Annotated in this window: 18 protein-coding genes, 2 tRNA genes and 3 pseudogenes; 6 read left to right on the forward strand and 17 right to left on the reverse strand. The window is 64.3% G+C overall.

Annotated features, from left to right (window positions below; translation table 11 throughout):
* Nucleotides 1-174: 174 nt before the first annotated feature.
* Entirely contained in the window at nucleotides 175-2,898 is a 2,724-nt protein-coding gene (aceE, locus tag AC27KI_RS05775) for a pyruvate dehydrogenase (acetyl-transferring), homodimeric type (protein ID WP_284425764.1), read from the reverse strand.
* Nucleotides 2,899-3,062: 164 nt separating this feature from the next.
* On the opposite strand from aceE, the gene AC27KI_RS05780 reads away from it, so the two are divergent.
* The 5 genes from AC27KI_RS05780 (at nucleotide 3,063) to AC27KI_RS05800 (ending at nucleotide 9,954) form a co-directional block, all read left to right on the forward strand.
* Nucleotides 3,063-5,621 carry a PAS domain S-box protein gene (locus tag AC27KI_RS05780; protein WP_487088835.1) on the forward strand — a complete coding sequence of 853 codons (2,559 nt, stop codon included), beginning with the start codon at nucleotides 3,063-3,065 and terminating at the stop codon, nucleotides 5,619-5,621.
* Entirely contained in the window at nucleotides 5,618-6,244 is a 627-nt protein-coding gene (locus AC27KI_RS05785) for a response regulator transcription factor (protein ID WP_092739228.1), read from the forward strand. The genes AC27KI_RS05780 and AC27KI_RS05785 overlap by 4 nt, the downstream gene beginning before the upstream one ends.
* Before the next feature lie 82 nt (nucleotides 6,245-6,326).
* The gene (gene folD / locus AC27KI_RS05790; protein WP_487113000.1) at nucleotides 6,327-7,178 is read left to right on the forward strand and encodes a bifunctional methylenetetrahydrofolate dehydrogenase/methenyltetrahydrofolate cyclohydrolase FolD; all 852 of its coding nucleotides are present in this window, start codon (nucleotides 6,327-6,329) and stop codon (nucleotides 7,176-7,178) included.
* A 58-nt stretch (nucleotides 7,179-7,236) separates the two neighbouring features.
* Nucleotides 7,237-9,276, forward strand: coding sequence for a M3 family metallopeptidase (locus AC27KI_RS05795; RefSeq protein WP_487113002.1), 2,040 nt, complete (start codon nucleotides 7,237-7,239; stop codon nucleotides 9,274-9,276).
* 42 nt (nucleotides 9,277-9,318) lie between these two features.
* A complete protein-coding gene (locus AC27KI_RS05800; RefSeq protein ID WP_284412999.1) occupies nucleotides 9,319-9,954 on the forward strand; it encodes a glutaredoxin domain-containing protein in 636 nt (211 codons plus the stop codon).
* 116 nt (nucleotides 9,955-10,070) lie between these two features.
* Here the strand turns inward: AC27KI_RS05800 and rpiA are convergent.
* A pseudogene (gene rpiA / locus AC27KI_RS05805) lies at nucleotides 10,071-10,761 on the reverse strand (ribose-5-phosphate isomerase RpiA).
* 36 nt (nucleotides 10,762-10,797) lie between these two features.
* Between rpiA and AC27KI_RS05810 the strand changes: the two are divergent.
* Nucleotides 10,798-11,868, forward strand: a complete 1,071-nt coding sequence (locus tag AC27KI_RS05810; protein WP_487113004.1) for a quinone-dependent dihydroorotate dehydrogenase — start codon at nucleotides 10,798-10,800, stop codon at nucleotides 11,866-11,868.
* Nucleotides 11,869-11,944: 76 nt separating this feature from the next.
* Here AC27KI_RS05810 and AC27KI_RS05815 read toward each other — a convergent pair whose 3' ends face one another.
* The 15 genes and pseudogenes from AC27KI_RS05815 to iscR form a co-directional block, all read right to left on the reverse strand.
* Nucleotides 11,945-12,229, reverse strand: coding sequence for a hypothetical protein (locus tag AC27KI_RS05815; protein WP_317358037.1), 285 nt, complete (start codon nucleotides 12,227-12,229; stop codon nucleotides 11,945-11,947).
* A 37-nt stretch (nucleotides 12,230-12,266) separates the two neighbouring features.
* Complete coding sequence (locus tag AC27KI_RS05820) at nucleotides 12,267-12,662, reverse strand: phage holin family protein (protein WP_284404019.1); 396 nt, start codon at nucleotides 12,660-12,662, stop codon at nucleotides 12,267-12,269.
* Nucleotides 12,663-12,705: 43 nt separating this feature from the next.
* Nucleotides 12,706-13,013, reverse strand: a pseudogene (locus tag AC27KI_RS05825) (ElaB/YgaM/YqjD family protein).
* A gap of 124 nt (nucleotides 13,014-13,137) precedes the next feature.
* Nucleotides 13,138-14,239, reverse strand: a pseudogene (locus AC27KI_RS05830) (NAD(P)/FAD-dependent oxidoreductase).
* The gene (locus AC27KI_RS05835) at nucleotides 14,236-15,291 is read right to left on the reverse strand and encodes a histone deacetylase family protein (RefSeq protein ID WP_487113016.1); all 1,056 of its coding nucleotides are present in this window, start codon (nucleotides 15,289-15,291) and stop codon (nucleotides 14,236-14,238) included. Before AC27KI_RS05835 ends, AC27KI_RS05830 begins: the two are co-directional and overlap by 4 nt.
* 146 nt (nucleotides 15,292-15,437) lie before the next feature.
* A tRNA-Val gene (locus tag AC27KI_RS05840) sits at nucleotides 15,438-15,512 on the reverse strand.
* Nucleotides 15,513-15,554: 42 nt separating this feature from the next.
* A tRNA-Val gene (locus AC27KI_RS05845) sits at nucleotides 15,555-15,629 on the reverse strand.
* A 25-nt stretch (nucleotides 15,630-15,654) separates the two neighbouring features.
* Nucleotides 15,655-16,383 carry a DNA polymerase III subunit epsilon gene (dnaQ, locus tag AC27KI_RS05850; protein WP_272569130.1) on the reverse strand — a complete coding sequence of 243 codons (729 nt, stop codon included), beginning with the start codon at nucleotides 16,381-16,383 and terminating at the stop codon, nucleotides 15,655-15,657.
* Nucleotides 16,383-16,721: an ISC system 2Fe-2S type ferredoxin gene (fdx, locus tag AC27KI_RS05855; protein ID WP_272569129.1), complete on the reverse strand. Its 339-nt coding sequence runs from the start codon at nucleotides 16,719-16,721 to the stop codon at nucleotides 16,383-16,385. The genes dnaQ and fdx overlap by 1 nt, the downstream gene beginning before the upstream one ends.
* A gap of 16 nt (nucleotides 16,722-16,737) precedes the next feature.
* Nucleotides 16,738-18,609, reverse strand: a complete 1,872-nt coding sequence (hscA, locus tag AC27KI_RS05860; RefSeq protein ID WP_487113006.1) for a Fe-S protein assembly chaperone HscA — start codon at nucleotides 18,607-18,609, stop codon at nucleotides 16,738-16,740.
* A 77-nt stretch (nucleotides 18,610-18,686) separates the two neighbouring features.
* Nucleotides 18,687-19,205, reverse strand: coding sequence for a Fe-S protein assembly co-chaperone HscB (hscB, locus tag AC27KI_RS05865; RefSeq protein WP_487113018.1), 519 nt, complete (start codon nucleotides 19,203-19,205; stop codon nucleotides 18,687-18,689).
* 67 nt (nucleotides 19,206-19,272) lie between these two features.
* The gene (gene iscA / locus AC27KI_RS05870) at nucleotides 19,273-19,596 is read right to left on the reverse strand and encodes an iron-sulfur cluster assembly protein IscA (RefSeq protein ID WP_092739252.1); all 324 of its coding nucleotides are present in this window, start codon (nucleotides 19,594-19,596) and stop codon (nucleotides 19,273-19,275) included.
* A gap of 15 nt (nucleotides 19,597-19,611) precedes the next feature.
* The gene (gene iscU / locus AC27KI_RS05875; RefSeq protein WP_272553075.1) at nucleotides 19,612-20,010 is read right to left on the reverse strand and encodes a Fe-S cluster assembly scaffold IscU; all 399 of its coding nucleotides are present in this window, start codon (nucleotides 20,008-20,010) and stop codon (nucleotides 19,612-19,614) included.
* A 34-nt stretch (nucleotides 20,011-20,044) separates the two neighbouring features.
* A complete protein-coding gene (locus AC27KI_RS05880) occupies nucleotides 20,045-21,265 on the reverse strand; it encodes an IscS subfamily cysteine desulfurase (RefSeq protein ID WP_284404008.1) in 1,221 nt (406 codons plus the stop codon).
* An 86-nt stretch (nucleotides 21,266-21,351) separates the two neighbouring features.
* Nucleotides 21,352-21,888, reverse strand: coding sequence for a Fe-S cluster assembly transcriptional regulator IscR (gene iscR / locus AC27KI_RS05885; protein ID WP_092739258.1), 537 nt, complete (start codon nucleotides 21,886-21,888; stop codon nucleotides 21,352-21,354).
* Nucleotides 21,889-21,906 lie beyond the last annotated feature (18 nt).

Below are 21,906 nucleotides of genomic sequence, written 5' to 3' on the forward strand. Positions count from 1 at the left end.
ACCAGCAACTCGATCACGCCCACTTCGTCGAAATCCCCGATGTCCGGGACCTGGATATCTACCAATGCCATGTTTATGCCTCCTGCCGAGCCGCCTCAAAGGAGGCATGTGCCCCCTTGGGGGGCAGCGAATGAATATGAGCGTGGGGGTTCACCGTGCGTCTCCGATCGGTGTTCAAGCGTAGAGCGGGTTGATCTTGTCGGTGTTGATGCCGTACTTCTGGATCGCCTCGGCCACCTTGGCCGCCGGCACCACACCGTCGTCCGCCAGGCCCTTGAGCGCCGCCACGACGATGTAGTGGCGGTTGATCTCGAAGTGCTCGCGCAGCTTGCGGCGGAAGTCGCTGCGCCCGAACCCGTCGGTGCCAAGCACCTTGTAGGCGCGGCCCTTGGGGATGAAGGGGCGGATCTGCTCGGCGTAGGCCTTCATGTAGTCGGTGGAGGCGATGACCGGGCCGGTGGTCTTGGACAACTGCTCCTCCACGAACGGCACGCGCGGCGTTTCGGTGGGGTGCAGCAGGTTCCAGCGGTCGGCGTCCTGGCCGTCGCGGGTCAGCTCGTTGAAGCTCGGGCAGCTCCACACGGAAGCGGCCACGCCCCAGTCCTTTTCCAGCAGTTCCTGCGCGAAGAACGACTCCCGCAGGATGGTGCCGCTGCCCAGCAGCTGCACGGTGGGGGCGTCCTTCTTGAGGGCCGGCGCCTGCTTGCACAGGTACATGCCCTTGATGATCTGCTCTTCGGTGCCGGGCTGCAGGCCGGGCATCGGGTAGTTTTCGTTCAGCAGCGTGAGGTAGTAGAAGACGTTTTCCTGGCGCTCGACCATGCGCTTCATGCCGTCGTGCATGATCACCGCGACTTCGTGGGCGAACGTCGGGTCGTAGCTCACGCAGTTGGGGATGGTGCCAGCCAGGATGTGGCTGTGGCCGTCTTCATGCTGCAGGCCTTCGCCGTTCAGCGTGGTGCGGCCCGAGGTGCCGCCCAGCAGGAAGCCGCGCGCCTGCATGTCGCCCGCCGCCCAGGCCAGGTCGCCGATGCGCTGGAAGCCGAACATCGAGTAGTACACGTAGAACGGCACCATGATGCGGTTGTTGGTGCTGTACGAAGTGGCGGCCGCGATCCAGCTGCTCATGCCGCCGGCTTCGTTGATGCCTTCCTGCAGGATCTGGCCGGCCTTGTCTTCCTTGTAGTACATGACCTGGTCCTTGTCGACCGGGGTGTACTGCTGACCGTGCGGGTTGTAGATGCCGATCTGGCGGAACAGGCCTTCCATGCCGAACGTGCGGGCCTCGTCTACCAGGATGGGCACCACGCGCGGGCCCAGGGCCTGGTCGCGCAGCAACTGCGTGAGAAAGCGCACGTAGGCTTGCGTGGTGGAGATTTCGCGGCCTTCGGGCGTGGGCTCGAGGATGGCCTTGAACGTTTCCAGCGCGGGCACGGTGAAGCTTTCGTCGGCCTTCACGCGGCGCTTGGGCAGGTAGCCGCCGAGGGCCTTGCGGCGCTCGTGCAGGTACTTCATTTCGGGAGTGTCGTCGGCCGGCTTGTAGAACGGCAGGTCGGCGATCTGGCTGTCCGGAATCGGGATGTTGAAGCGGTCGCGGAAGGCCTTGATGTCTTCGTCGCCGAGCTTCTTGGTCTGGTGGACGGTGTTCTTGCCCTCGCCGATCTTGCCCATGCCGAAGCCCTTGACGGTCTTGACCAGCAGCACGGTGGGCTGGCCCTTGTGCTCGTTGGCGGCGTGGAAGGCGGCGTAGACCTTCTGCGAATCGTGGCCGCCGCGGCGCAGGTTCCAGATCTCGTCGTCGCTCATGTGCTCGACCATCTTCAGCGTGCGCGGATCGCGGCCGAAGAAGTGCTTGCGCACGTAGGCGCCGTCGTTGGCCTTGAACGACTGGTAGTCCCCGTCGTTGCACTCCATCATGATTTTGCGCAGCGCGCCGTCCTTGTCGCGCGCCAGCAGGTCGTCCCAGCCCTTGCCCCACAGCAGCTTGATGACGTTCCAGCCGGAGCCGCGGAACTCGCTCTCCAGCTCCTGGATGATCTTGCCGTTGCCGCGCACCGGGCCGTCCAGGCGCTGCAGGTTGCAGTTGATGACGAAGATCAGGTTGTCGAGGTTCTCGCGCGCGGCCAGGCCGATGGCGCCCAGCGATTCGACCTCGTCCATCTCGCCGTCGCCGCAGAACACCCAGACCTTGCGGTTTTCGGTGTTGGCGATGCCGCGGGCATGCAGGTACTTGAGAAAGCGCGCCTGGTAGATCGCCATCAGCGGGCCCAGGCCCATCGACACCGTGGGGAACTGCCAGAACTCGGGCATCAGCTTGGGGTGCGGGTAGCTGGACAGGCCCTTGCCGTCCACTTCCTGGCGGAAGTTGAGCAGTTGCTCTTCGGACAGGCGGCCTTCCAGGTAAGCGCGGGCGTAGATGCCGGGCGACACGTGGCCCTGGATGTACAGCAGGTCGCCGCCGTGGTTTTCGCTCTCGGCGTGCCAGAAGTGGTTGAAGCCGGCGCCGAACATGTTGGCCAGCGAGGCGAACGAGCCGATGTGGCCGCCCAGGTCGCCGCCTTCGGGCGGATGGTGGCGGTTGGCCTTGACGACCATGGCCATGGCGTTCCAGCGCATGTAGGCGCGCAGGCGGCCTTCGATTTCAAGGTTGCCGGGGCAGCGGGCTTCCTGGTTCGACTCCAGGGTGTTCACGTAGCCAGTGTTGGCGGAGAAAGGCAGGTCGATGCTGCTTTGGCGGGCATGTTCGAGCAGTTGCTCGATCAGGAAGTGGGCGCGCTCTGCACCTTCCTTGTCGATGACGGCGCTCAGCGCATCCATCCACTCACGGGTTTCCTGCTGATCGGTGTCGGGGGTGGACGACGCCGGGTTTCCGGCCTGGGGGTCGGTCTGAGCTGACATGCCTGTCTCCTTTATGGGTGCTGGCGTTGGAAATTTCGGGCGAGTGTCTCATATTTTTTTGGTATTTCAAATTGTGCTTTTCATTTTCATAATGCAAAATATTGCTGCAAGTGCACATTTTTCATAACGGAAGAACGCCTCCAGTGCTCCCCTACACTCCGCCCATGGAACGTCCGCCTTCTCCGCCCCCCGCCATCGGGCCCGCCGTGGTCGCCCCCGTGCGCTGGTGGCGCACCTGGTGGCGCAGCCTCTCCCCCACCCGCCAGGACCGCTTCGCGGCCCTGGCGCCACTGGCCGCCGTGCTGATGTTCCTGGCGGCCATCGTGGCGGCGTTTTGGTATTTGCGCATGGAAGAAGGCGAGCGCGAGCAGGAAGCCCTCAAGCGCGACGTGGAATACGCGCAGCAGCGCGTGCGGCTGCGCCTGCTGGAGCGGCAGGAGCAGATCATGCGCATCGCGCGCGACCTCTCCAACCAGGATCTGGAGCGCGCCGACTTCGTGGCGCGTGCCGAAGGCCTCATCAGCCAGTACCCTGAACTGCAGGCCATCAGCTGGATCGACGACCGCCGCCGCATCCGCGCCAGCCATGCGGCGCCCACCGTCACCAGCGGCCAGTTGCGCGTGGCGGGCGAGGTGCTCAAGAACGGCGACACCGCCGACACCTTCAGCCTCGCCCGGGACCTGCAGCAGCCCGTGTACGCCCAGCCCAACGGCACCGAAGGCGAAACCGCCCCGCTGCTGCAGCTGCAGGTGCCGCTGGCCGCACAGGGCAAGTTCACCGGCGTGGTGCTGGCGGAATATTCCATCGACAGCCTGCTGCGCTACGGCACGCCGACCGAGGTGCTGGCGCGCTACGCCGTCACCATGCTGGATGGGCGCGATCAGGTGCTGGCGGGCAGCGCGCTCACGCCGCGCAGCGCCTCCGGGCTGCTGCCGTGGACCGCACGCGCCAACGAATACGAGGTGCCGGTCTCGCCCGTGGGCAACGGCCTCGTGCTGCGCGCGCAGGCCTACCGCACCTCGCTCGGCGTGGTGGGCAGCGGGCTGTTCTGGCTGGTGGGCACGCTGAGCGCCATGACGGCCTGGCTGCTGATCGCCACCTGGCGCCACACGCGCCGGCGCATGCAGGCCCAGCAGGCGCTGGTGGCCGAAACCAACTTCCGCCGGGCGATGGAAAACTCCATCCTCACCGGCATGCGCGCCCTGGACATGCAAGGGCGCATCACCTACGTGAACGCCGCGTTCTGCCAGATGACGGGCTGGAACGAGGCCGATCTGGTCGGCCAGTCGCCGCCCTACACCTATTGGCCCGAGAGCGACCACGAGGCGCTGCACGCCAAGCTGCGCGACGAGCTGAGCGGCAAGGTCACGCTGGGCGGGTTCCAGGTGCGGGTCAAGCGCAAGAGCGGCACGCTGTTCGACGCGCGCCTGTATGTCTCGCCCCTGATCGACGCCCATGGCCACCAGACCGGCTGGATGACGTCGATGACCGACATCACCGAGCCCAACCGCGTGCGCGAGCAGCTGTCCGCATCGCACGAGCGCTTCACCATCGTGCTGGAGTCCCTCGATGCCTCGGTGTCGGTCGCGCCGCTGGGCAGTGAGGAACTGCTGTTCGCCAACAAGCTGTACCGCCAGTGGTTCGGCTCGCAGACGGGCGGGCATCTGCAACTGGTCGCGCAGGCGGGCGTGCTGCCCTCCACCACCGCCAGCGCGCGCGGCATGGACGACGAGGACGGACTGATGGGCCTGCCCACCGACCCGCTCACCAGCGCCCGGTCCGAAAACGCCGAGATCTACCTGCCGGACCTGGGCAAGTGGCTCGAAGTGCGATCGCGCTACCTGAACTGGGTGGACGGACGACTGGCCCAGATGGTGATTGCCACCGACATCACGCCGCGCCGCCAGGCCGAGGAACAGGCCGCGCGGCAGGCCGAGCGCGCCCAGTCGGTCAGCCGGCTCATCACCATGGGCGAGATGGCCTCCAGCGTGGCGCACGAACTGAACCAGCCGCTCACCGCCATCAGCAACTACTGCAGCGGCATGGTCTCGCGCATCGAAAGCGGACAGATCACCGAAGAGGCGCTGCTGTCCGCGCTGCAAAAGACCGCCCACCAAGCGCAGCGGGCGGGGCAGATCATCCAGCGCATCCGTGCCTTCGTGAAGCGCAGCGAGCCCAACCGCGCCCTGGCGGACGTCCACACCATGGTCAGCGAGGCGGTCGAGCTGGCCGACATCGAACTGCGCCGGCACAACGTGCGCCTGACCCACTACGTGGCGGCGCGGCTGCCCCAGGTGATGGCCGACACCATCCTGATCGAGCAGGTGCTGGTCAACCTGATGAAGAACGGCGCCGAGTCCATCGAGCACGCCCAGCGCCCACCGCCCCGGCGCAGCGTGGAGCTGCGTGTCGTTCCCCGCCAGCTCGAAGGCCGCGAGGTGATCGAGTTCACGGTGCAGGACACCGGCAAGGGCCTGGCCCCCGAAGTGCTGGAGCATCTGTTCGAGGCCTTCTTCTCCACCAAGCAGGAAGGCATGGGCATGGGCCTGAACCTGTGCCGCAGCATCGTCGAGTCCCACCAGGGGAGGATGCAGGCGGAGAACCTCTACAATGGCCCGGAGGTCACCGGCTGCCGGTTCTCCTTCTGGCTTCCGCTGGCGCAGCCTGCGGATGCCACTACGAATTCTGTAGCAAACGCATCACATCCAAGGACCCCTGCATGAGCTTGATTCCGAAAAAAGGCACCGTCTACGTCGTGGATGACGACGAAGCCGTCCGCGACTCCCTGCAGTGGTTGCTGGAAGGCAAGGACTATCGGGTGCGCTGCTTTGATTCGGCGGAATCCTTCCTCTCGCGCTACGACCCCCGCGAAGTCGCCTGCCTCATCGTGGACATCCGCATGGGCGGCATGACCGGCCTGGAACTGCAGGACCGGCTCCTCGAACGCAAGTCCCCCCTGCCCGTCGTCTTCATCACCGGCCACGGCGACGTGCCCATGGCCGTGAACACCATGAAGAAAGGCGCGCTCGATTTCATCCAGAAGCCGTTCAACGAGGAAGAGCTCGTGGGCCTGGTGGACCGCATGCTCGACCGGGCGCGCGAATCGTTCGCCGGCCACCAGCAGGCCGCCAGCCGCGACGCCCTGCTGTCCAAGCTCACCGGCCGTGAAGCCCAGGTGCTGGAGCGCATCGTCGCCGGCCGCCTGAACAAGCAGATCGCCGACGACCTGGGCATCAGCATCAAGACCGTGGAGGCGCACCGCGCCAACATCATGGAAAAGCTGAACGCCAACACCGTGGCCGACCTGCTCAAGATCGCCCTCGGCCAGAACGCGCCCAAAGGCTGATTGCTCCTGATTTGATAGCTGCCAGCACAATCAAACCGCCGGCAGGCAGCCGTTTTCATTGCCAACCTGAGTTTCTCGACGAATGACAGCCCAACTGATCGACGGCAACGCCCTCTCCCGCCAACTGCGCACCGAAGTGGCCCAGCGCGCCGCTGCCCTGAAAGCGCGCGGCACCGTCCCCGGCCTGGCCGTGGTGCTGGTGGGCGACAACCCTGCCAGCCAGGTCTACGTGCGCAACAAGGTCAAGGCCTGCGAGGACAGCGGGCTGCATTCGGTGCTGGAAAAGTACGATGCCACGATGAGCGAGGCCGAACTGCTCGCCCGCGTCGAGGCACTGAACAACGACCCGGCCATCCACGGCATCCTGGTGCAGTTGCCGCTGCCCGCGCACATCGACGCGCAGAAGGTCATCGAGGCGATCTCGCCCGCCAAGGACGTGGACGGCTTTCACATCGCCAGCGCCGGCGCGCTCATGACCGGCATGCCCGGTTTCTGGCCCTGCACGCCCTATGGCTGCATGAAGATGCTCGAATCCATCGGTTACTCGCTGCAGGGCAAGCATGCGGTGGTCATCGGCCGCAGCAACATCGTGGGCAAGCCGATGGCGCTCATGCTGCTGCAAAAGAACGCCACCGTGACCGTGTGCCACAGCGCCACGCAAGATCTGAAGGCGCAGACCCTTCAGGCGGACGTGATCGTGGCCGCCGTGGGCAAGCGCAACGTGCTCACGGCCGACATGGTCAAGCCCGGCGCGGTGGTGATCGACGTGGGCATGAACCGCAACGACGAAGGCAAGCTCTGCGGCGACGTGGACTTCGCCAGCGTGAGCGAGGTGGCCGGCTGGATCACGCCCGTGCCCGGCGGCGTCGGCCCCATGACCATCACCATGCTGCTCGTCAACACGCTCGAAGCCGCGGAGCGCGCAGCCGCCTGACCATTTTTGCTGCCACGGCCGGCTTGAACCTGACCCATCCAACGCCATCTATCCGCGCATGAGCAATCCCCTCCTCGCCCCCTCCGACCTCCCCCTGTTCGACCGCATCCAGCCCAGCGACGTGGCTCCGGCGGTCGATGTGCTGCTGCAACGTGCGAGCGCGGCACTGGAAACCGTCACGGCGCCCGACTTTCCGGCGCGATGGGAATCGATTGCCCAGGTGCTGGATGTCGCGACCGAAGCGCTGGGGCGCTCCTGGGGCGCGGTGAGCCACCTCAACAGCGTGGCCGACACCCCCGAACTGCGCGCGGCCTACAACGAGGCCCTGCCCCGCGTCACCGAGTTCTGGACCCGCCTGGGCGCCGATGAACGCCTGTACGCCAAGTACAAGGCCATCGATCCGCAGACGCTGAACACCGAGCAGCGCCAGGCCTTGCGCAACGCCGTGCGCAACTTCGTGCTGTCGGGCGCCGAGCTGCAGGGCCCGGCGCGCGAACGATTCGCGCAAATCCAGGAACGCCAGGCGGAACTCAGCCAGAAGTTCAGCGAAAACGCGCTCGACGCCACCGACGCCTTCGCCTACTACGCCCGGGAAGACGAGCTCGACGGGCTGCCCCAAGACGTGAAGCAGGCCGCACTGGCCGCCGCGCAAGCCGAGGGCAAGGCCGGCTACAAGCTCACCCTCAAGATGCCTTGCTACCTGCCGGTGATGCAGTTCGCCCGCAGCAGCGCCTTGCGCGAAACGCTGTACCGCGCCTATGTCACCCGCGCCTCGGACCAGGCCGAAGGCGATGCCAAACGCTTCGACAACAGCGCGCTCATCCGAGAGATCCTCGCCCTGCGCAAGGAAGAAGCACAACTGTTGGGCTACGCCAATTTCGGCGAGGTGTCGGTCGTCGCCAAGATGGCCGACTCGCCCCAGGAGGTGATCGACTTCCTGCGTGACCTGGCCCGCCGTGCCCGGCCCTACGCCGAAAAAGACGTCGCCGACATGCGCGAGTTCGCCGCGAAGGATCTCGGCATTGCCGATCCGCAGGCCTGGGACTGGCCCTACATCTCCGAGAAGCTCAAGGAAGCGCGCTACGCCTTCAGCGAGCAGGAAGTCAAACAGTATTTCACCGCGCCCAAGGCCCTGGCCGGCCTGTTCAAGATCGTTGAGACGCTGTTCGAAGTGGCCATTCGCCGCGACAGCGCGCCCGTCTGGAACCCGGCCGTGGAGTTCTACCGCATCGAGCGCGGCACGGAGCTCGTGGGCCAGTTCTACCTGGACCAGCCAGCGCGCAACGGCAAACGCGGCGGCGCCTGGATGGACGATGTGCGCACCCGCTGGCTGCGCCCCGACACGGGCAAACTGCAAACGCCCGTGGCGCACCTGGTGTGCAACTTCGCCGAAGGCGTGAACGGTGCGCCGCCGCTGCTGACCCATGACGACGTCATCACGCTGTTCCACGAGTTCGGCCACGGCCTGCACCACATGCTCACCCAGATCAACGAGCGCGATGTCTCGGGCATCAGCGGCGTCGAATGGGATGCGGTCGAGTTGCCAAGCCAGTTCATGGAAAACTTCTGCTGGGAGTGGGACGTGCTCAAGCACATGACCGCCCATGTGGAAACTGGCGAGCCGCTGCCGCGCGCGCTGTTCGACAAGATGATCGCGGCGAAGAATTTCCAGAGCGGCATGGGCACGCTGCGGCAGATCGAATTCGCACTGTTCGACATGCTGCTGCACACCTCGCACGACCCGTCGCAGGACTTCATGCCCCTGCTGGCCCAGGTCCGCAGCGAGGTGTCGGTGCTGACGCCGCCGGCCTTCAGCCGCACCGCCCACACCTTCAGCCACATCTTCGCAGGCGGGTATGCCGCAGGCTACTACAGCTACAAATGGGCCGAAGTGCTCAGCGCGGACGCTTACGCCGCGTTCGAGGAGACGGCCGGTGCGGACGGCCTGCCCAGCGCCGAGACCGGGCGCCGCTACCGCCAGGCCATTCTGGAAGCGGGCGGCAGCCGCCCGGCCATGGAGTCGTTCAAGGCGTTCCGCGGCCGCGCGCCCAGCCTGGATGCGCTGCTGCGCCACCAAGGCATGGCCGGCAACGCCTGAGCCCATCGATACCCGAGACCGTTCCCTTTGGAGTCCTACGACATGAAGCAACCGCTCCTTGCCCTCGCGCTGGCTTCGACCTTCCTGGCCGTGACCGCCCTGCCCGCCCAGGCGCAGCAGGTGTACCGCATCGTCGGCCCCGATGGAAAAGTGACCTTCTCGGACCGCGCGCCCGATGCCAAGACGCCACCGGCCCAGGTCGGCGGCGGACGCGCCAGCGGCCCGGCCCTGCCTTATGAACTGCAGCAGGTCGCCACCCGTTTCCCGGTCACGCTCTACACCGGCAACGACTGCGCGCCGTGCGTGAGCGCGCGCAACCTGCTGGTGAACCGCGGCGTACCATTCACCGAACGCACGGTGAACACCGAAGAAGATGCCGATGCGCTCAAGCGCCTCAGCGGCTCGACCAACCTGCCGTTCGGCACCATCGGCTCGCAACAGCTCGTCGGCTTTTCGGACAGCGAGTGGATGCAGTACCTCGACGCGGCAGGCTACCCCAAGCAATCGCAGCTGCCGCCGAGCTATCGCCGCGCCCCTGCGGCACCGATGGTCGCCGCCAAGCCGGCAACCCCCGCAGCGGCGGCGGCACCTGCCGCGCCGGCGGAAGCACCACGCCCCGCCGCACCGAGCGGCAATGGTGGCAGAACGCCAAGCAACCCGGCAGGCATCACGTTCTGACGCAACATCCGGCACTGCAGGCCGGGCGCGGCGTCACTCCCGCAGATTGCAACACGGTCTGCAGTGCCATTCGGTACCGGGCCATCAGGCCGGCGGCGGCCCGGCCCTGAGGGTGTTCAGTATTGAACGGTGTGCACGCCCTGCGCCGTGCCCAGCAGGCACACGTGGGCTTTCTGGTGCGCGAACACGCCCACGGTCATGACGCCCGGCCATTGGTTCACCTCCGACTCGAAAGCCAGTGGATCGGTGATGCGCAGGCCACGCACATCCAGAATGTGCTGCTGGTTGTCCGTCACCAAAGGCGCGCCGTCTTTCTGGCGCAGCGTGGCTTGGCCGCCCAGGGCCGCGAAGCGGCGGGCAATCTGCTGTGCCGCCATGGGAATCACTTCCACGGGCAGCGGAAACTGGCCCAGTGCATCCACCCGCTTCGACTCGTCGGCAATGCACACGAACTGCCGGGCCAGCGCCGCCACGATTTTTTTCGCGCGTGAGCGCGGCGCCGCCGCCCTTGACCATGTGGCCCTGACCGTCGATCTCGTCGGCGCCGTCGATGTAAACCGCCAGGGACTCGACTTCGTTCGCATCGAACACGGGAATCCCCAAGGCCTTCAGCCGCTGGGTGCTGGCTTCGGAGCTGGACACGGCACCCCGGATGCGCTCTTTGATGGTGGCCAGCGCGGTGATGAAATGGTTCACCGTGGAGCCGGTGCCGACGCCGACGATCTCGCCGGGCACGACGTATTGCAGCGCCGCCTGGCCGACCAGGGCCTTGAGTTCTTCTTGGGTGAGGGGTGAGGGTGTCGTCATGGGGGAAAATCGGGAGTAGTTCACCGAATTATCCCCATGTCCTTGATCCCCTACGCCCTCGCCCGTCCTCTTCTTTTCGGCATGGATGCCGAAGCCGCCCACGACATGACCATGGACATGCTGTCGCGCGGCCAACGCACGCCCTTGCAATGGGCCTGGTGCAACGACACCGTGGAAGACCCCGTGACGCTGGCAGGCGTGACCTTTCCCAACCGGGTCGGGTTGGCCGCGGGCCTGGACAAGAACGCCCGCTGCATCGACGCACTGGGTGCCATGGGTTTCGGTTTTGTCGAGGTTGGCACCGTCACGCCCAAGGACCAGCCGGGCAACCCCAAGCCACGCATGTTCCGGCTGCCGCAGGCCAACGCGCTCATCAACCGCTTGGGGTTCAACAACGAAGGGCTCGACGCCTTCCTGCACAACGTGCAGCAGGCGCGTTTTCGCACCCAGGCGCGCAAACACCCCATGTTGCTGGGATTGAACATCGGGAAGAACGCCACCACGCCGATCGAGAACGCCACTGCGGACTACCTGGCCTGCCTGGACGGCGTCTATCCCCACGCGGACTACGTCACGGTGAATATCAGTTCACCGAACACACAAAACCTTCGCGCCTTGCAGAGCGATGAGGCCCTGGATGCACTGCTGGGCGCCATCGCCGAGCGGCGAGAAGCCCTTGCCCAGCGCCATGCCAACGCACAGGGCGCTCCGCGCCGCGTACCGGTGTTCGTCAAGATCGCCCCCGATCTGGACGCGGCCCAGGTTGAGCTGATTGCGGCCACACTGCAGCGCCACGGGATGGATGGCGTCGTGGCCACCAACACCACAATTGCCCGCGATGCCGTCAAGGGAATGCAGCATGCCGAGGAAACTGGCGGGCTCAGCGGCGCGCCGGTGCTGGAAGCCAGCAATCGGGTGATCCGCCAATTGCGGCAGGCACTGGGGCCGCAATTTCCGATCATTGGCGTGGGCGGCATTCTGAGTGCGGACGACGCCGTGAGCAAGATCAAGGCGGGCGCCGATGTGGTGCAGATCTACACCGGCCTCATCTACCAAGGCCCTTCGCTGGTTCCGCAGGCAGCCCGGGCGATCAAGGCCATGCGCTGAAGCCAATGCAAAAAGGACCCAATAGGGTCCTTTCGAATGTTCCACGCAAGGCTTACGACGCGTGCGAGGCGCGGCCTCAACGCCGCATCTGCATGATCAGCGGCATGGCCAGACCCGCCCACCGAATCAGCCGGGCTGGCCCCGCCACCACTGCCAGTCCGGCCACCACGGCAACAGCGGCCGGGTGCGATCGCGCGAAGGCGAGCAGCCGGATGGTCATCGAAGTGTCTGAGTCAGCAGCTTGCCGTTGGTCTTGTGCGGCCTGCACCTGCATGGCCTGCGACCGAGCGGCGCGCCGTGCGCGCACGCGCTGGCGTTGCATGGCGATGCGCTCTAAAACCTTTTGCTGGCGATCGCTCAAGGAAGCGGATCCATCTTGCGATGTGGAAGTCATGGGTTCAGAGCCTTTCCTTGATATCACGCCAATCCTGGGCCAGTTCTTGCCGCGTCAGCACGAAAGCGTTGCCCGCCTGCTTGGCCACCGAGATCAATCCGATCAAGGCACCGGCCCACAGCACCAGCCAGGTGCCCGCCACCAGCCAGCCCACCATCGTGCGCTGGGGTGAATCCCAAAATTGCACCAGCACGGCGAGTGACGCGAGCACCAGGGTGACGACCGTGAGACCGCCCACGGCAACCACCAGCATGACCATCAAGCCCAAGCGCCGCTTCTGTTCGGCCCATTCGAGCCTCACCAGATCCAGCCGGTCTTCCGCAGCAATGGCCCCTTCGATGACGGCAGCGCGCCATCGCGCAACCCAGCCGTCCAATCCCAGAAGTGCCAACCAATTCATGCGAGCCTCTCTTGAGCCATCAGGTCATTGTTTTTAATGGGGATCAGCGGCGAGCCAGCAGGAAGCCGACCAAGGCACCTGCTGCCAGGCAGCGGTGGCCACACGCCAAGGTTCGTCATGGGCGTATTGGTCAGCGGCGCGGGCGGCTTCCTTGGCTTGGTAGGCGGCATCCTGGGCAGCGCGCACAGCGGAGTCACGCACCGAGTGGATGCCATCGTCCAGGCGCTGGCGCAGTTGCTTGATTTCCGGAACGCTGTCCAGGTCCTTGCTGGACAAAAGGCCACGCAAGTCAGAGACCAGCTTTTCCAGTTCGTTTTGCGCGGAAGAAAGCGTGTTGGATGCAGAAGTCATGAAGAGCCTTTCATAGCATGGAATAAAGGTAATCCGCCCCATACAGCCGGGCTGTAGGCGGATGCCCCATCTTAGTCACACGCTTTACATACGGCCGTAGGCCATGGCCGCTTGGATGAGAAAGTCAGCGGGAGACTTGATCTGCGACATGCTCGCCCAACGCCAGCGCACTGGTAAGGCCTGGCGACTCGATGCCGAACAGCTGGATGAGCCCACCCATGCCATGCGTTTCAGGGCCTTGGATGCAAAAGTCCGCTGCGGGCTCGCCCGGCCCGTGGATCTTGGGCCGAATGCCTGCATAGCCAGGCACCAGAGCGCCATCCCGCAGGCTGGGCCAGTACCGGCGAACCTCCGCATAGAACGCCTCGCCGCGCGCAGGATCGACCGACAGGTCGTCGGCCGAGCCCACCCACTCCACGTCGGGACCGAACTTGGCTTGGTGTCCCATGTCCAGTGTCAGGTGCACGCCCAGGCCAGCCGCTTCGGGAACGGGGTAGATCAAGCGGGAAAACGGCGATGCGCCCGTCAGCGTGAAGTAACTGCCCTTTGCGTACCGGGCCGTTGGCACATGGCGCGGATCGAGCCCATGGAACCGCTTGGCCAGATCGGGCGCCTGCAGGCCTGCGGCATTCACCAGCGTGCGGCACCCAAGCGCGTACCGTCGCTCGCTTCCAAAACGATAGCATCACCCCCTAGTACTGCATGCGCCAGAGGCGAATTCAGTGCCACGATGCCACCCTGGTTCTCCAGATCGCCTTGGAGCGAGAGCATGAAGGCATGGCTGTCCACGATGCCGGTGCTGGGCGACAGCAATGCGGCCACGCATTCCAGCGCAGGCTCCAACGCCCGGGCCTGCTCCCGCGTCAGCCATTGCAGGTCGGTGACGCCATTGGCATGCGCCTTTTGCTGGATGCTTTCCAGCGATGCCCGCTGCTCGTCCGACGTGGCAACGATCAGCTTGCCGCAGCGCCGGTGCGCGATGCCCCTTGCCTCGCAATACGCGTAGAGCATGTCGCGGCCCTGCACGCACAGCCGGGCCTTGAGCGATCCTGGGGGGTAATAGATCCCCGCATGCACCACTTCGCTGTTGCGGGAGCTGGTTCCCGTGCCAATCGCATTGGCGGCTTCGAGCACCAGCACCTCGCGGCCCCGCAGGCCAGGGCGCGCGCAACGGCCAGGCCCACCACCCCCGCGCCAACGACAACGCAATCCACCGACTCGGTCATGATGACTGCCTGCCTTGCGCTTCGAACCCATCGATCACGTTCACTGCGTTGAGACCCAGCTCTGCGGCGGCATAGCCGCCTTCCAGCACGAACACGGTCGGCAGGTTCAGTTGTGCCAGGCGCTGCCCGATCCGAGAAAAGTCCCGGGATGCCAAGGAGAAGCGCGAGATGGGATCCCCCTCGAACGTATCCAAGCCCAGGGAGACCACCACCGCTTGCGGCCCGTAAGCCAGGATGGCCACGCAGGCCTTTTCCAATGCGGCAAACCATGCGTCGAACCCGGTGCCGGCGGGCAGCGGAAGATTCAGGTTGAAGCCTGCTCCGGCGCCGTGGCCGGTCTCGTCCGCATGGCCCAGATAAAAAGGGTATTCAGTCATTGGGTCGCCATGGATGCTGATGAACAGCACATCCGAACGCTCGTAGAAAATGCTTTGGGTGCCATTGCCGTGGTGGTAATCCACATCCAGCACCGCCACGCGAGGCATGCCGGAGTTGCGCAGCGTCTGGGCTGCGACGGCCGCATTGTTGAGGAAACAGTAGCCTCCCATGAAGTCCGGCCCCGCATGGTGGCCGGGCGGCCGAGTCACGCAAAACGATGCACCCGCGGCACCGCTGCCCACCGCGGACGCGGCACTGGCAGCCGCGTCCGCGCCCGCCTTGGCCGCGGCCCAGGTGCCTTCGGCCAGCGGAGTCCCGTTGTCTATGGAATACAGACCATAGCGCGCTGTGAAATTCGCGGGTTCGATGTCCGACCGCAAGGTGCGAACCGGCCACACGGAGGGAAACGGCTGCACAGCGGCATTCGCCGGGTCTTGCGCCAGCCACTGCTGCCACGCGGTCTGCAGGAACGACAGATACCGCTCCGCATGAATTTGCTTCAACACGGCAGTGCTGTCGATATTGGGTGCCAAGAGCGCGTGGCCGCACTCTTTCAGACGCTGCTCGACATAATCCTGGCGCGCCGGCTTCTCGAAGCACGGCACCCGTTCGCCGCGAAAGAACTCATGCACCGGGGCATGGGCGTTGTGCAGGGGATTGTGAAAGGTGAGCATCGTCTGGCGGCCTCGGGAATCGAAACCATCGATTGTGGCCGAACGCAGCGCGCCGAACGCGTTGGTGGCGGGCATCCGACGAGGCCCCATCCATCGCGAAGCAGGCAACAAAAAACCCCTGCAGACAAAGCCTGCAGGGGTTGATGTGGTGGGTGATACATGGATCGAACATGTGACCCCTGCCGTGTGAAGGCAGTGCTCTACCGCTGAGCTAATCACCCATTGAATCAGCCATGCGACGCACTTCTGATTCAAAAAAACACTGGTGGGTGATACATGGATCGAACATGTGACCCCTGCCGTGTGAAGGCAGTGCTCTACCGCTGAGCTAATCACCCGTGTTGTCTTGCGACAAGCCCATGATTATTGCACAGCTTTTTCGACCGAAGACTCAATTCGCCAAATTGTTTTTCCACCACTGGCTTTGTCGATATGGGCCAGCGTCTCCTCGTGCAACGACAGTTCCTGTTCGCTGGCGGTGAGCACCTGCAAGACCAGCGCGCTCAGATCGATCGGCGCCACACGAATGCCGGACTTGGTGTCGCTTTCTTCATCAGAGATCAGCAACGGGTCCTGCCCGCGCGTCAGGTTGATGTAGACATCAGCCAGCAGTTCCGCATCCAGCAGCGCGCCGTGCAGCGTGCGGCCGGAATTGTCGACGCCCAGCCGGTCGCACAGGGCATCCAGCGAATTGCGCTTGCCAGGAAACATCTCCTTGGCCATCACCAGCGTGTCGGTCACGCTCTCGACGTACGTCTTGAAGCCTGGGCGGCCTGTCAGTTCCAGCTCCTTGTTGAGGAAGCCCACGTCGAAGGCCGCGTTGTGGATGATGATTTCCGCACCCTGCAGGTACTGCAGGATGTCGTCGGCCATCTCCGCAAACTTCGGCTTGTCCCGCAGGAATTCGTTGCTGATGCCGTGCACCTTGAGCGCGTCTTCATGGCTGTCGCGCCCTGGATTGAAATACAGGTGCAGGTTGTTGCCGGTGAGCTTGCGGTTCAGCAACTCCACGCATCCCAGTTCAATGATGCGGTCGCCGCCTTCGGCCGACAGGCCGGTGGTTTCCGTGTCCAGAACGATCTGACGCGACATCAGTGGTTCTCCTTGGCGTGGTTGATGGTGTACTTGGGGATCTCCACCGTCACGTCGCTCTGGGCAAGAATCGCCTGGCAACTCAGACGCGACTGTGGCTCCAGGCCCCAGGCGCGGTCGAGCAGGTCCTCTTCTTCCTCTTCAGCCTCATTGAGGGACGCTCCCCCGGCACGCACGATCACATGGCAGGTCGTGCAGGCACAACTCATGTCGCACGCATGCTCGATCTTGATGCCGTTGTCGAGCAAGGCTTCGCAGATCGAGGTACCGGAAGGCGCCGTGATGTCGGCGCCCGCGGGGCAGTACTCTGGATGGGGCAGTATTTTGATGACGGGCATGGGGCTGGATCGTCGTTTAAAGGGTTTGCACGTTCTTGCCGCCAAGGGCCTGCTGGATTCCGCGATTCATGCGGTGCGCCGCGAATGCCTCGGTCCCGTGGGCCAGGGCCTGGGTCGCCGCCTCGATCGCTGCCGCGTCGTCCAGTTCACGCGCCTGCTGCAAGGCCAGCATCAGTGCTTCAATGGTTTCGCGTTCGTCGGTTTCGAGCAGATCGGCATCGGCATCCAGCGCACTGCGGGTGGCCATCAACATGCGATCGGCATCCACCCGCGCCTCGACCAGCGACCGCGCCCGCATGTCCTGCGCGGCCGTTGCAAAGCCTTCTTGCAGCATGCGTGCAATGTGGTCGTCCGACAGGCCGTAGGAAGGCTTGACGTCGACGCGCGCTTCGATGCCACTGCCCTGCTCTTTCGCGCTCACGTTGAGCAGGCCATCGGCATCGACGGTGAACGTGACCCGTATCCTGGCCGCGCCTGCAGCCATCGGTGGAATGCCGCGCAGCTCGAACCGCGCCAAGCTCCGGCAATCCGCCACCAAGTCGCGTTCGCCTTGCACCACATGAATGGCCAGGGCGGTCTGTCCGTCCTTGTACGTGGTGAAGTCCTGCGCCTTGGCGGTGGGAATGGTTTCGTTGCGAGACACGATGCGCTCGACCAGCCCGCCCATGGTTTCGATGCCGAGCGACAAAGGAATCACGTCCAGCAGCAGCATGTCGCCCGATGGATTGTTGCCCGCCAACTGGTTGGCCTGAAGGGCGGCACCCAGTGCGACGACCTCGTCCGGATTCAGATTGTTCAGTGGTTCCGTTCCGAAGAACGCTTGCACTGCGCGCTGCACTTGCGGCATGCGCGTGGAGCCACCCACCATGACCACGCCTTGCACCTCTTCGGGAGACAGCTGCGCATCGCGAAGGGTGCGGCGCGCCGCCGCAATTGAACGCTGGGTGAGTGGCGCCGTGGCCGCTTCCAGATCAGCCCGGTGCACGGCGACGTCAATGCTCGCGCCCGATACCTCGGCAACGAAGGCTGCAGTCTCGGCAGCGCTGAGCGCCTCTTTGCATGCGCGGGCGGCCAACCGAACGGCGGCCTTGTCTCGGGCGGTGGCAGCCACCAGGCCCTGCTGCTGAAGCACCCAGTCGGACAGCGCCGCGTCGTAGTCGTCGCCACCCAGAGCCGAGTCGCCTCCCGTGGCGATCACTTCGAACACCCCTTGGGTCAGCCGCAGGATCGACACATCGAACGTGCCCCCACCGAGGTCATACACCGCATAGACGCCTTCGCTGGCATTGTCGAGGCCGTAGGCAATGGCGGCGGCAGTCGGCTCGTTGATGAGCCGCAGCAGATTCAAGCCCGCCAAACGCGCTGCGTCCTTGGTGGCTTGGCGCTGCGCATCATCGAAATAAGCCGGGACGGTGATGACCGCACCGAAAATCTCGTCGTCAAAGCTATCTTCGGCACGGAAGCGCAATGTCGCCAGGATCTCCGCGCTGACCTCCACCGCCGACTTGGCGCCGTCCACGGTTTTCAGAGAGACCATGCCACCGCCGCCTTCATCCTGCGCTTCGACAAAGTCGTAGGGGAGCTTTTCGGGATGGGCAATATCCTGCAGGCTGCGCCCCATGAACCGCTTGGCTGAGGCAATGGTATTGCCCGCGTCCTGCGCCTGGGCTGCCACCGCTTCGTAGCCGATCTGGCGACGGCCTTCTGCCAAGTAGCGAACGACAGACGGCAGCAACACACGACCCTGGTTGTCGGGGAGGCACTCGGCCACGCCGTTGCGCACAGCCGCCACCAGGGAATGGGTGGTGCCCAAATCGATGCCCACGGCAATGCGCCGCTGGTGCGGATCGGGGGATTGGCCGGGTTCTGAAATCTGCAAAAGCGCCATGGGGTCTTTTTCTAGGTGGGAGGCGGCATGCACTGGCTGCCGCATCCATTCGATCGATCAATCAATAAAGGCAGGCGCTATTGTCCCAGTGCGCCTCTGCGGCGGTCGATATCGTCGGCAAATCGCGCAATGAACATGAGGGCTCTGACTTCGTTCGCGGCGGCAGCGTAGTCGCGCTGCCCATCCAAAAGCTGCTCGCACCGCTGCAGGGCCGTAGCGCGCGCGTCTCGAACGGCTTGCTCCAGCGCATCGAACGAAGAAGGATCCGCTGCGTCATCGAGCGCCTCGCGCCATTCCATCTGCTGCATCAGAAAATCGGTGGGCATGGCCGTGTTGTCTTCGGCCCGGATCGACGCGCCGCCCAGTTCGCACAGATAGGCCGCGCGCTTGAGGGGGTCCTTGATGCGTTGGTATGCCTCGTTGATGCGCACCGACCATTGCATTGCCAGGCGTTGCGCCGAGGGGCCATGCATGGCAAATCGATCAGGATGGGCTTCGCGCTGCAACTCTTTCCAACGGGCATCCAGGGCCGGGCGATCCTGCGCGAATTGGCGTGGCACGCCGAAGAGTACGAAGTCGTCGGATTGAAGGTTCATGTCAAGAAAAAAAACCGCCAGCACGGAACGCGTTGGCGGTTCACTGCAACCAGCGTGGATGGAAAGGTCAAACCCGGAAGCTCTCTCCGCAGCCACACCGGTCGCGCTCGTTGGGATTGTTGAATTTGAAGCCTTCGTTCAACCCCTCGCGCACGAAATCCAGCTGGGTGCCATCAATGTAGGCCAAGCTCTTGGGATCGATGAGCACCTTCACGCCATGGTCTTCGAACACCATGTCTTCCGGGCCCTGCTCGTCCACATATTCCAGCTTGTAAGCCAAGCCGGAGCAACCCGTCGTCTTCACGCCCAGCCGAACCCCGACGCCCTTGCCGCGACGGGAGAGATAGCGGCTCACATGTCGGGCCGCAGCTTCGGTCAATGTGATCGCCATGTCACCTCGCCCCGTTCAGGCAGCGGCCATAGCGGTGTGCTTGGCCTTGTAGTCTTGCACGGCCGCCTTGATCGCGTCTTCCGCCAGGATGGAGCAATGGATCTTGACCGGAGGCAAGGCCAGTTCTTGCGCAATTTCCGCGTTCTTGAGGGCAGCCGCCTCATCCAGCGTCTTGCCTTTCACCCATTCCGTGACCAGGGACGACGATGCAATCGCCGAACCGCAGCCATACGTCTTGAAGCGGGCATCTTCGATCACACCGGTTTCGGGGTTGACCTTGATCTGCAGCTTCATCACGTCGCCGCACGCCGGTGCGCCCACCATGCCGGTGCCCACCGAATCGTCGCCCTTGTCGAACGAGCCCACATTGCGGGGGTTCTCGTAATGGTCGATCACTTTGTCTGAATAAGCCATGATGTTTACCTCTTGAATCTGCTGACCGACGCCATCAATGGGCGGCCCACTGGATGGCGCTGATGTCAACGCCGTCCTTGTACATTTCCCACAAAGGGCTCAACTCGCGCAGCTTGGCCACGTTGTGTCGGATGGTGGATACCGCGTAGTCGATCTCTTCTTCTGTGGTGAAGCGGCCGATCGTCATGCGCAGGCTGCTGTGTGCCAGCTCGTCGCTGCGGCCCAGAGCGCGCAGTACGTAGCTGGGTTCCAGGCTGGCGGAAGTGCAGGCAGAGCCCGACGACACGGCCAGGCCCTTGATGCCCATGATCAGCGACTCGCCTTCGACGTAGTTGAAGCTGATGTTCAGGTTGTGCGGCACACGGCGCTCCATGTCGCCGTTCACGAACACCTGCTCGATGTCGTGCAAACCATCGAGCAGGCGCTTTTGCAGTGCCTTGGCTTTTGCCAGATCCTGCGCCATCTCTTCGCGGGCGATGCGGAAAGCCTCGCCCATGCCCACGATCTGATGGGTCGGCAATGTACCGGAACGCATCCCGCGCTCATGCCCACCGCCATGCATCTGCGCTTCCAGCCGCACGCGGGGCTTACGCCGCACATACAGCGCGCCAATGCCCTTGGGGCCATATGTCTTGTGGGAGGCCAGGCTCATCAGATCGACAGGCAGCGTCGAAAGATCGATGTCCACCTTGCCCGTGGCTTGCGCAGCGTCCACGTGGAAGATGATGCCCTTTTCACGGCACAGGGCACCGATCGCCGGCAGGTCCTGGATCACCCCGATTTCGTTGTTCACGAACATGACGCTCAGCAGGATGGTGTCTGGGCGAATGGCCGCCTTGAGCACCTCGAAATCGAGCAGGCCGTTTTCCTGCACGTCCAGGTAGGTGACTTCGAAGCCTTGGCGCTCCATCTCGCGCATGGTGTCCAGCACGGCCTTGTGCTCGGTCTTCACCGTGATCAGGTGCTTGCCCTTGCCCTTGTAGAACTGCCCTGCACCCTTGATGGCCAGGTTGTTGGACTCGGTGGCCCCGCTCGTCCAGACGATCTCACGAGGGTCCGCATTGATCAGGCGAGCAACTTCCACACGGGCTTTTTCAACGGCTTCTTCCGCCTCCCAACCCCAGGCGTGGCTCCGTGAAGCCGGGTTGCCGAAATGCTCGCGCAACCATGGAATCATGGCATCCACGACCCTCGGGTCCACTGGCGTAGTGGCACCGTAGTCGAGATAGATGGGAAAGTGGGGGGTCATGTCCATGGCTGGCTCAGTAAGGGGTCTGGCTGGCGAGAGTCAGAAGTCAAAATCCGGCGTATGCGACTGCCCGGCCAAAGCCGGGCATCCACTCACGACTTGGCGAACACGTTGCCCAACGCGAAAACCGAGTTGGGTGCATTGACGCGAATCGGCTTCACGACCGGCGTTGTCGAGATGGCACGGCGCACGACGGGCTTGTCTTCGATCTGAACGCCCTTGGCCAATTGGTCGTCCACGAGCTTCTGAAGCGTGACCGAGTCCAGAAACTCGACCATGCGCTGGTTGAGCGACGCCCACAGTTCATGCGTCATGCAACGGCCGGCTTCGCCCAGGCAATTTTCCTTGCCACCGCACTGGGTGGCATCAATGGGCTCATCCACCGAGACGATGATGTCCGCCACGGTGATGTCCGCCGCCTTGCGGGCCAGCGTGTAGCCGCCGCCGGGGCCACGGGTGGATTCGACCAATTCATGCCGGCGCAACTTGCCGAAAAGCTGCTCCAGGTAGGAGAGCGAAATTTGTTGCCGCTGGCTGATTGCCGCCAAAGTGACGGGGCCATTGTTCTGGCGCAGGGCCAGATCGATCATGGCAGTGACCGCAAAACGGCCTTTGGTAGTGAGACGCATCGCAAGCTCCTTGTCGTC

Source organism: Acidovorax sp. KPB24-03 (assembly GCF_057546605.1).

Bases quoted from the DNA above. Each gene is read 5' to 3' on its own strand.
- aceE (WP_284425764.1), bottom strand. From the start codon at position 2,898: ATGTCAGCTCAGACCGACCCCCAGGCCGGAAACCCGGCGTCGTCCACC.
- AC27KI_RS05780 (WP_487088835.1), top strand. From the start codon at position 3,063: ATGGAACGTCCGCCTTCTCCGCCCCCCGCCATCGGGCCCGCCGTGGTC.
- AC27KI_RS05785 (WP_092739228.1), top strand. From the start codon at position 5,618: ATGAGCTTGATTCCGAAAAAAGGCACCGTCTACGTCGTGGATGACGAC.
- folD (WP_487113000.1), top strand. From the start codon at position 6,327: ATGACAGCCCAACTGATCGACGGCAACGCCCTCTCCCGCCAACTGCGC.
- AC27KI_RS05795 (WP_487113002.1), top strand. From the start codon at position 7,237: ATGAGCAATCCCCTCCTCGCCCCCTCCGACCTCCCCCTGTTCGACCGC.
- AC27KI_RS05800 (WP_284412999.1), top strand. From the start codon at position 9,319: ATGAAGCAACCGCTCCTTGCCCTCGCGCTGGCTTCGACCTTCCTGGCC.
- AC27KI_RS05810 (WP_487113004.1), top strand. From the start codon at position 10,798: ATGTCCTTGATCCCCTACGCCCTCGCCCGTCCTCTTCTTTTCGGCATG.
- AC27KI_RS05820 (WP_284404019.1), bottom strand. From the start codon at position 12,662: ATGAATTGGTTGGCACTTCTGGGATTGGACGGCTGGGTTGCGCGATGG.
- AC27KI_RS05835 (WP_487113016.1), bottom strand. From the start codon at position 15,291: ATGCTCACCTTTCACAATCCCCTGCACAACGCCCATGCCCCGGTGCAT.
- dnaQ (WP_272569130.1), bottom strand. From the start codon at position 16,383: ATGTCGCGTCAGATCGTTCTGGACACGGAAACCACCGGCCTGTCGGCC.
- fdx (WP_272569129.1), bottom strand. From the start codon at position 16,721: ATGCCCGTCATCAAAATACTGCCCCATCCAGAGTACTGCCCCGCGGGC.
- hscA (WP_487113006.1), bottom strand. From the start codon at position 18,609: ATGGCGCTTTTGCAGATTTCAGAACCCGGCCAATCCCCCGATCCGCAC.
- hscB (WP_487113018.1), bottom strand. From the start codon at position 19,205: ATGAACCTTCAATCCGACGACTTCGTACTCTTCGGCGTGCCACGCCAA.
- iscA (WP_092739252.1), bottom strand. From the start codon at position 19,596: ATGGCGATCACATTGACCGAAGCTGCGGCCCGACATGTGAGCCGCTAT.
- iscU (WP_272553075.1), bottom strand. From the start codon at position 20,010: ATGGCTTATTCAGACAAAGTGATCGACCATTACGAGAACCCCCGCAAT.
- AC27KI_RS05880 (WP_284404008.1), bottom strand. From the start codon at position 21,265: ATGGACATGACCCCCCACTTTCCCATCTATCTCGACTACGGTGCCACT.
- iscR (WP_092739258.1), bottom strand. From the start codon at position 21,888: ATGCGTCTCACTACCAAAGGCCGTTTTGCGGTCACTGCCATGATCGAT.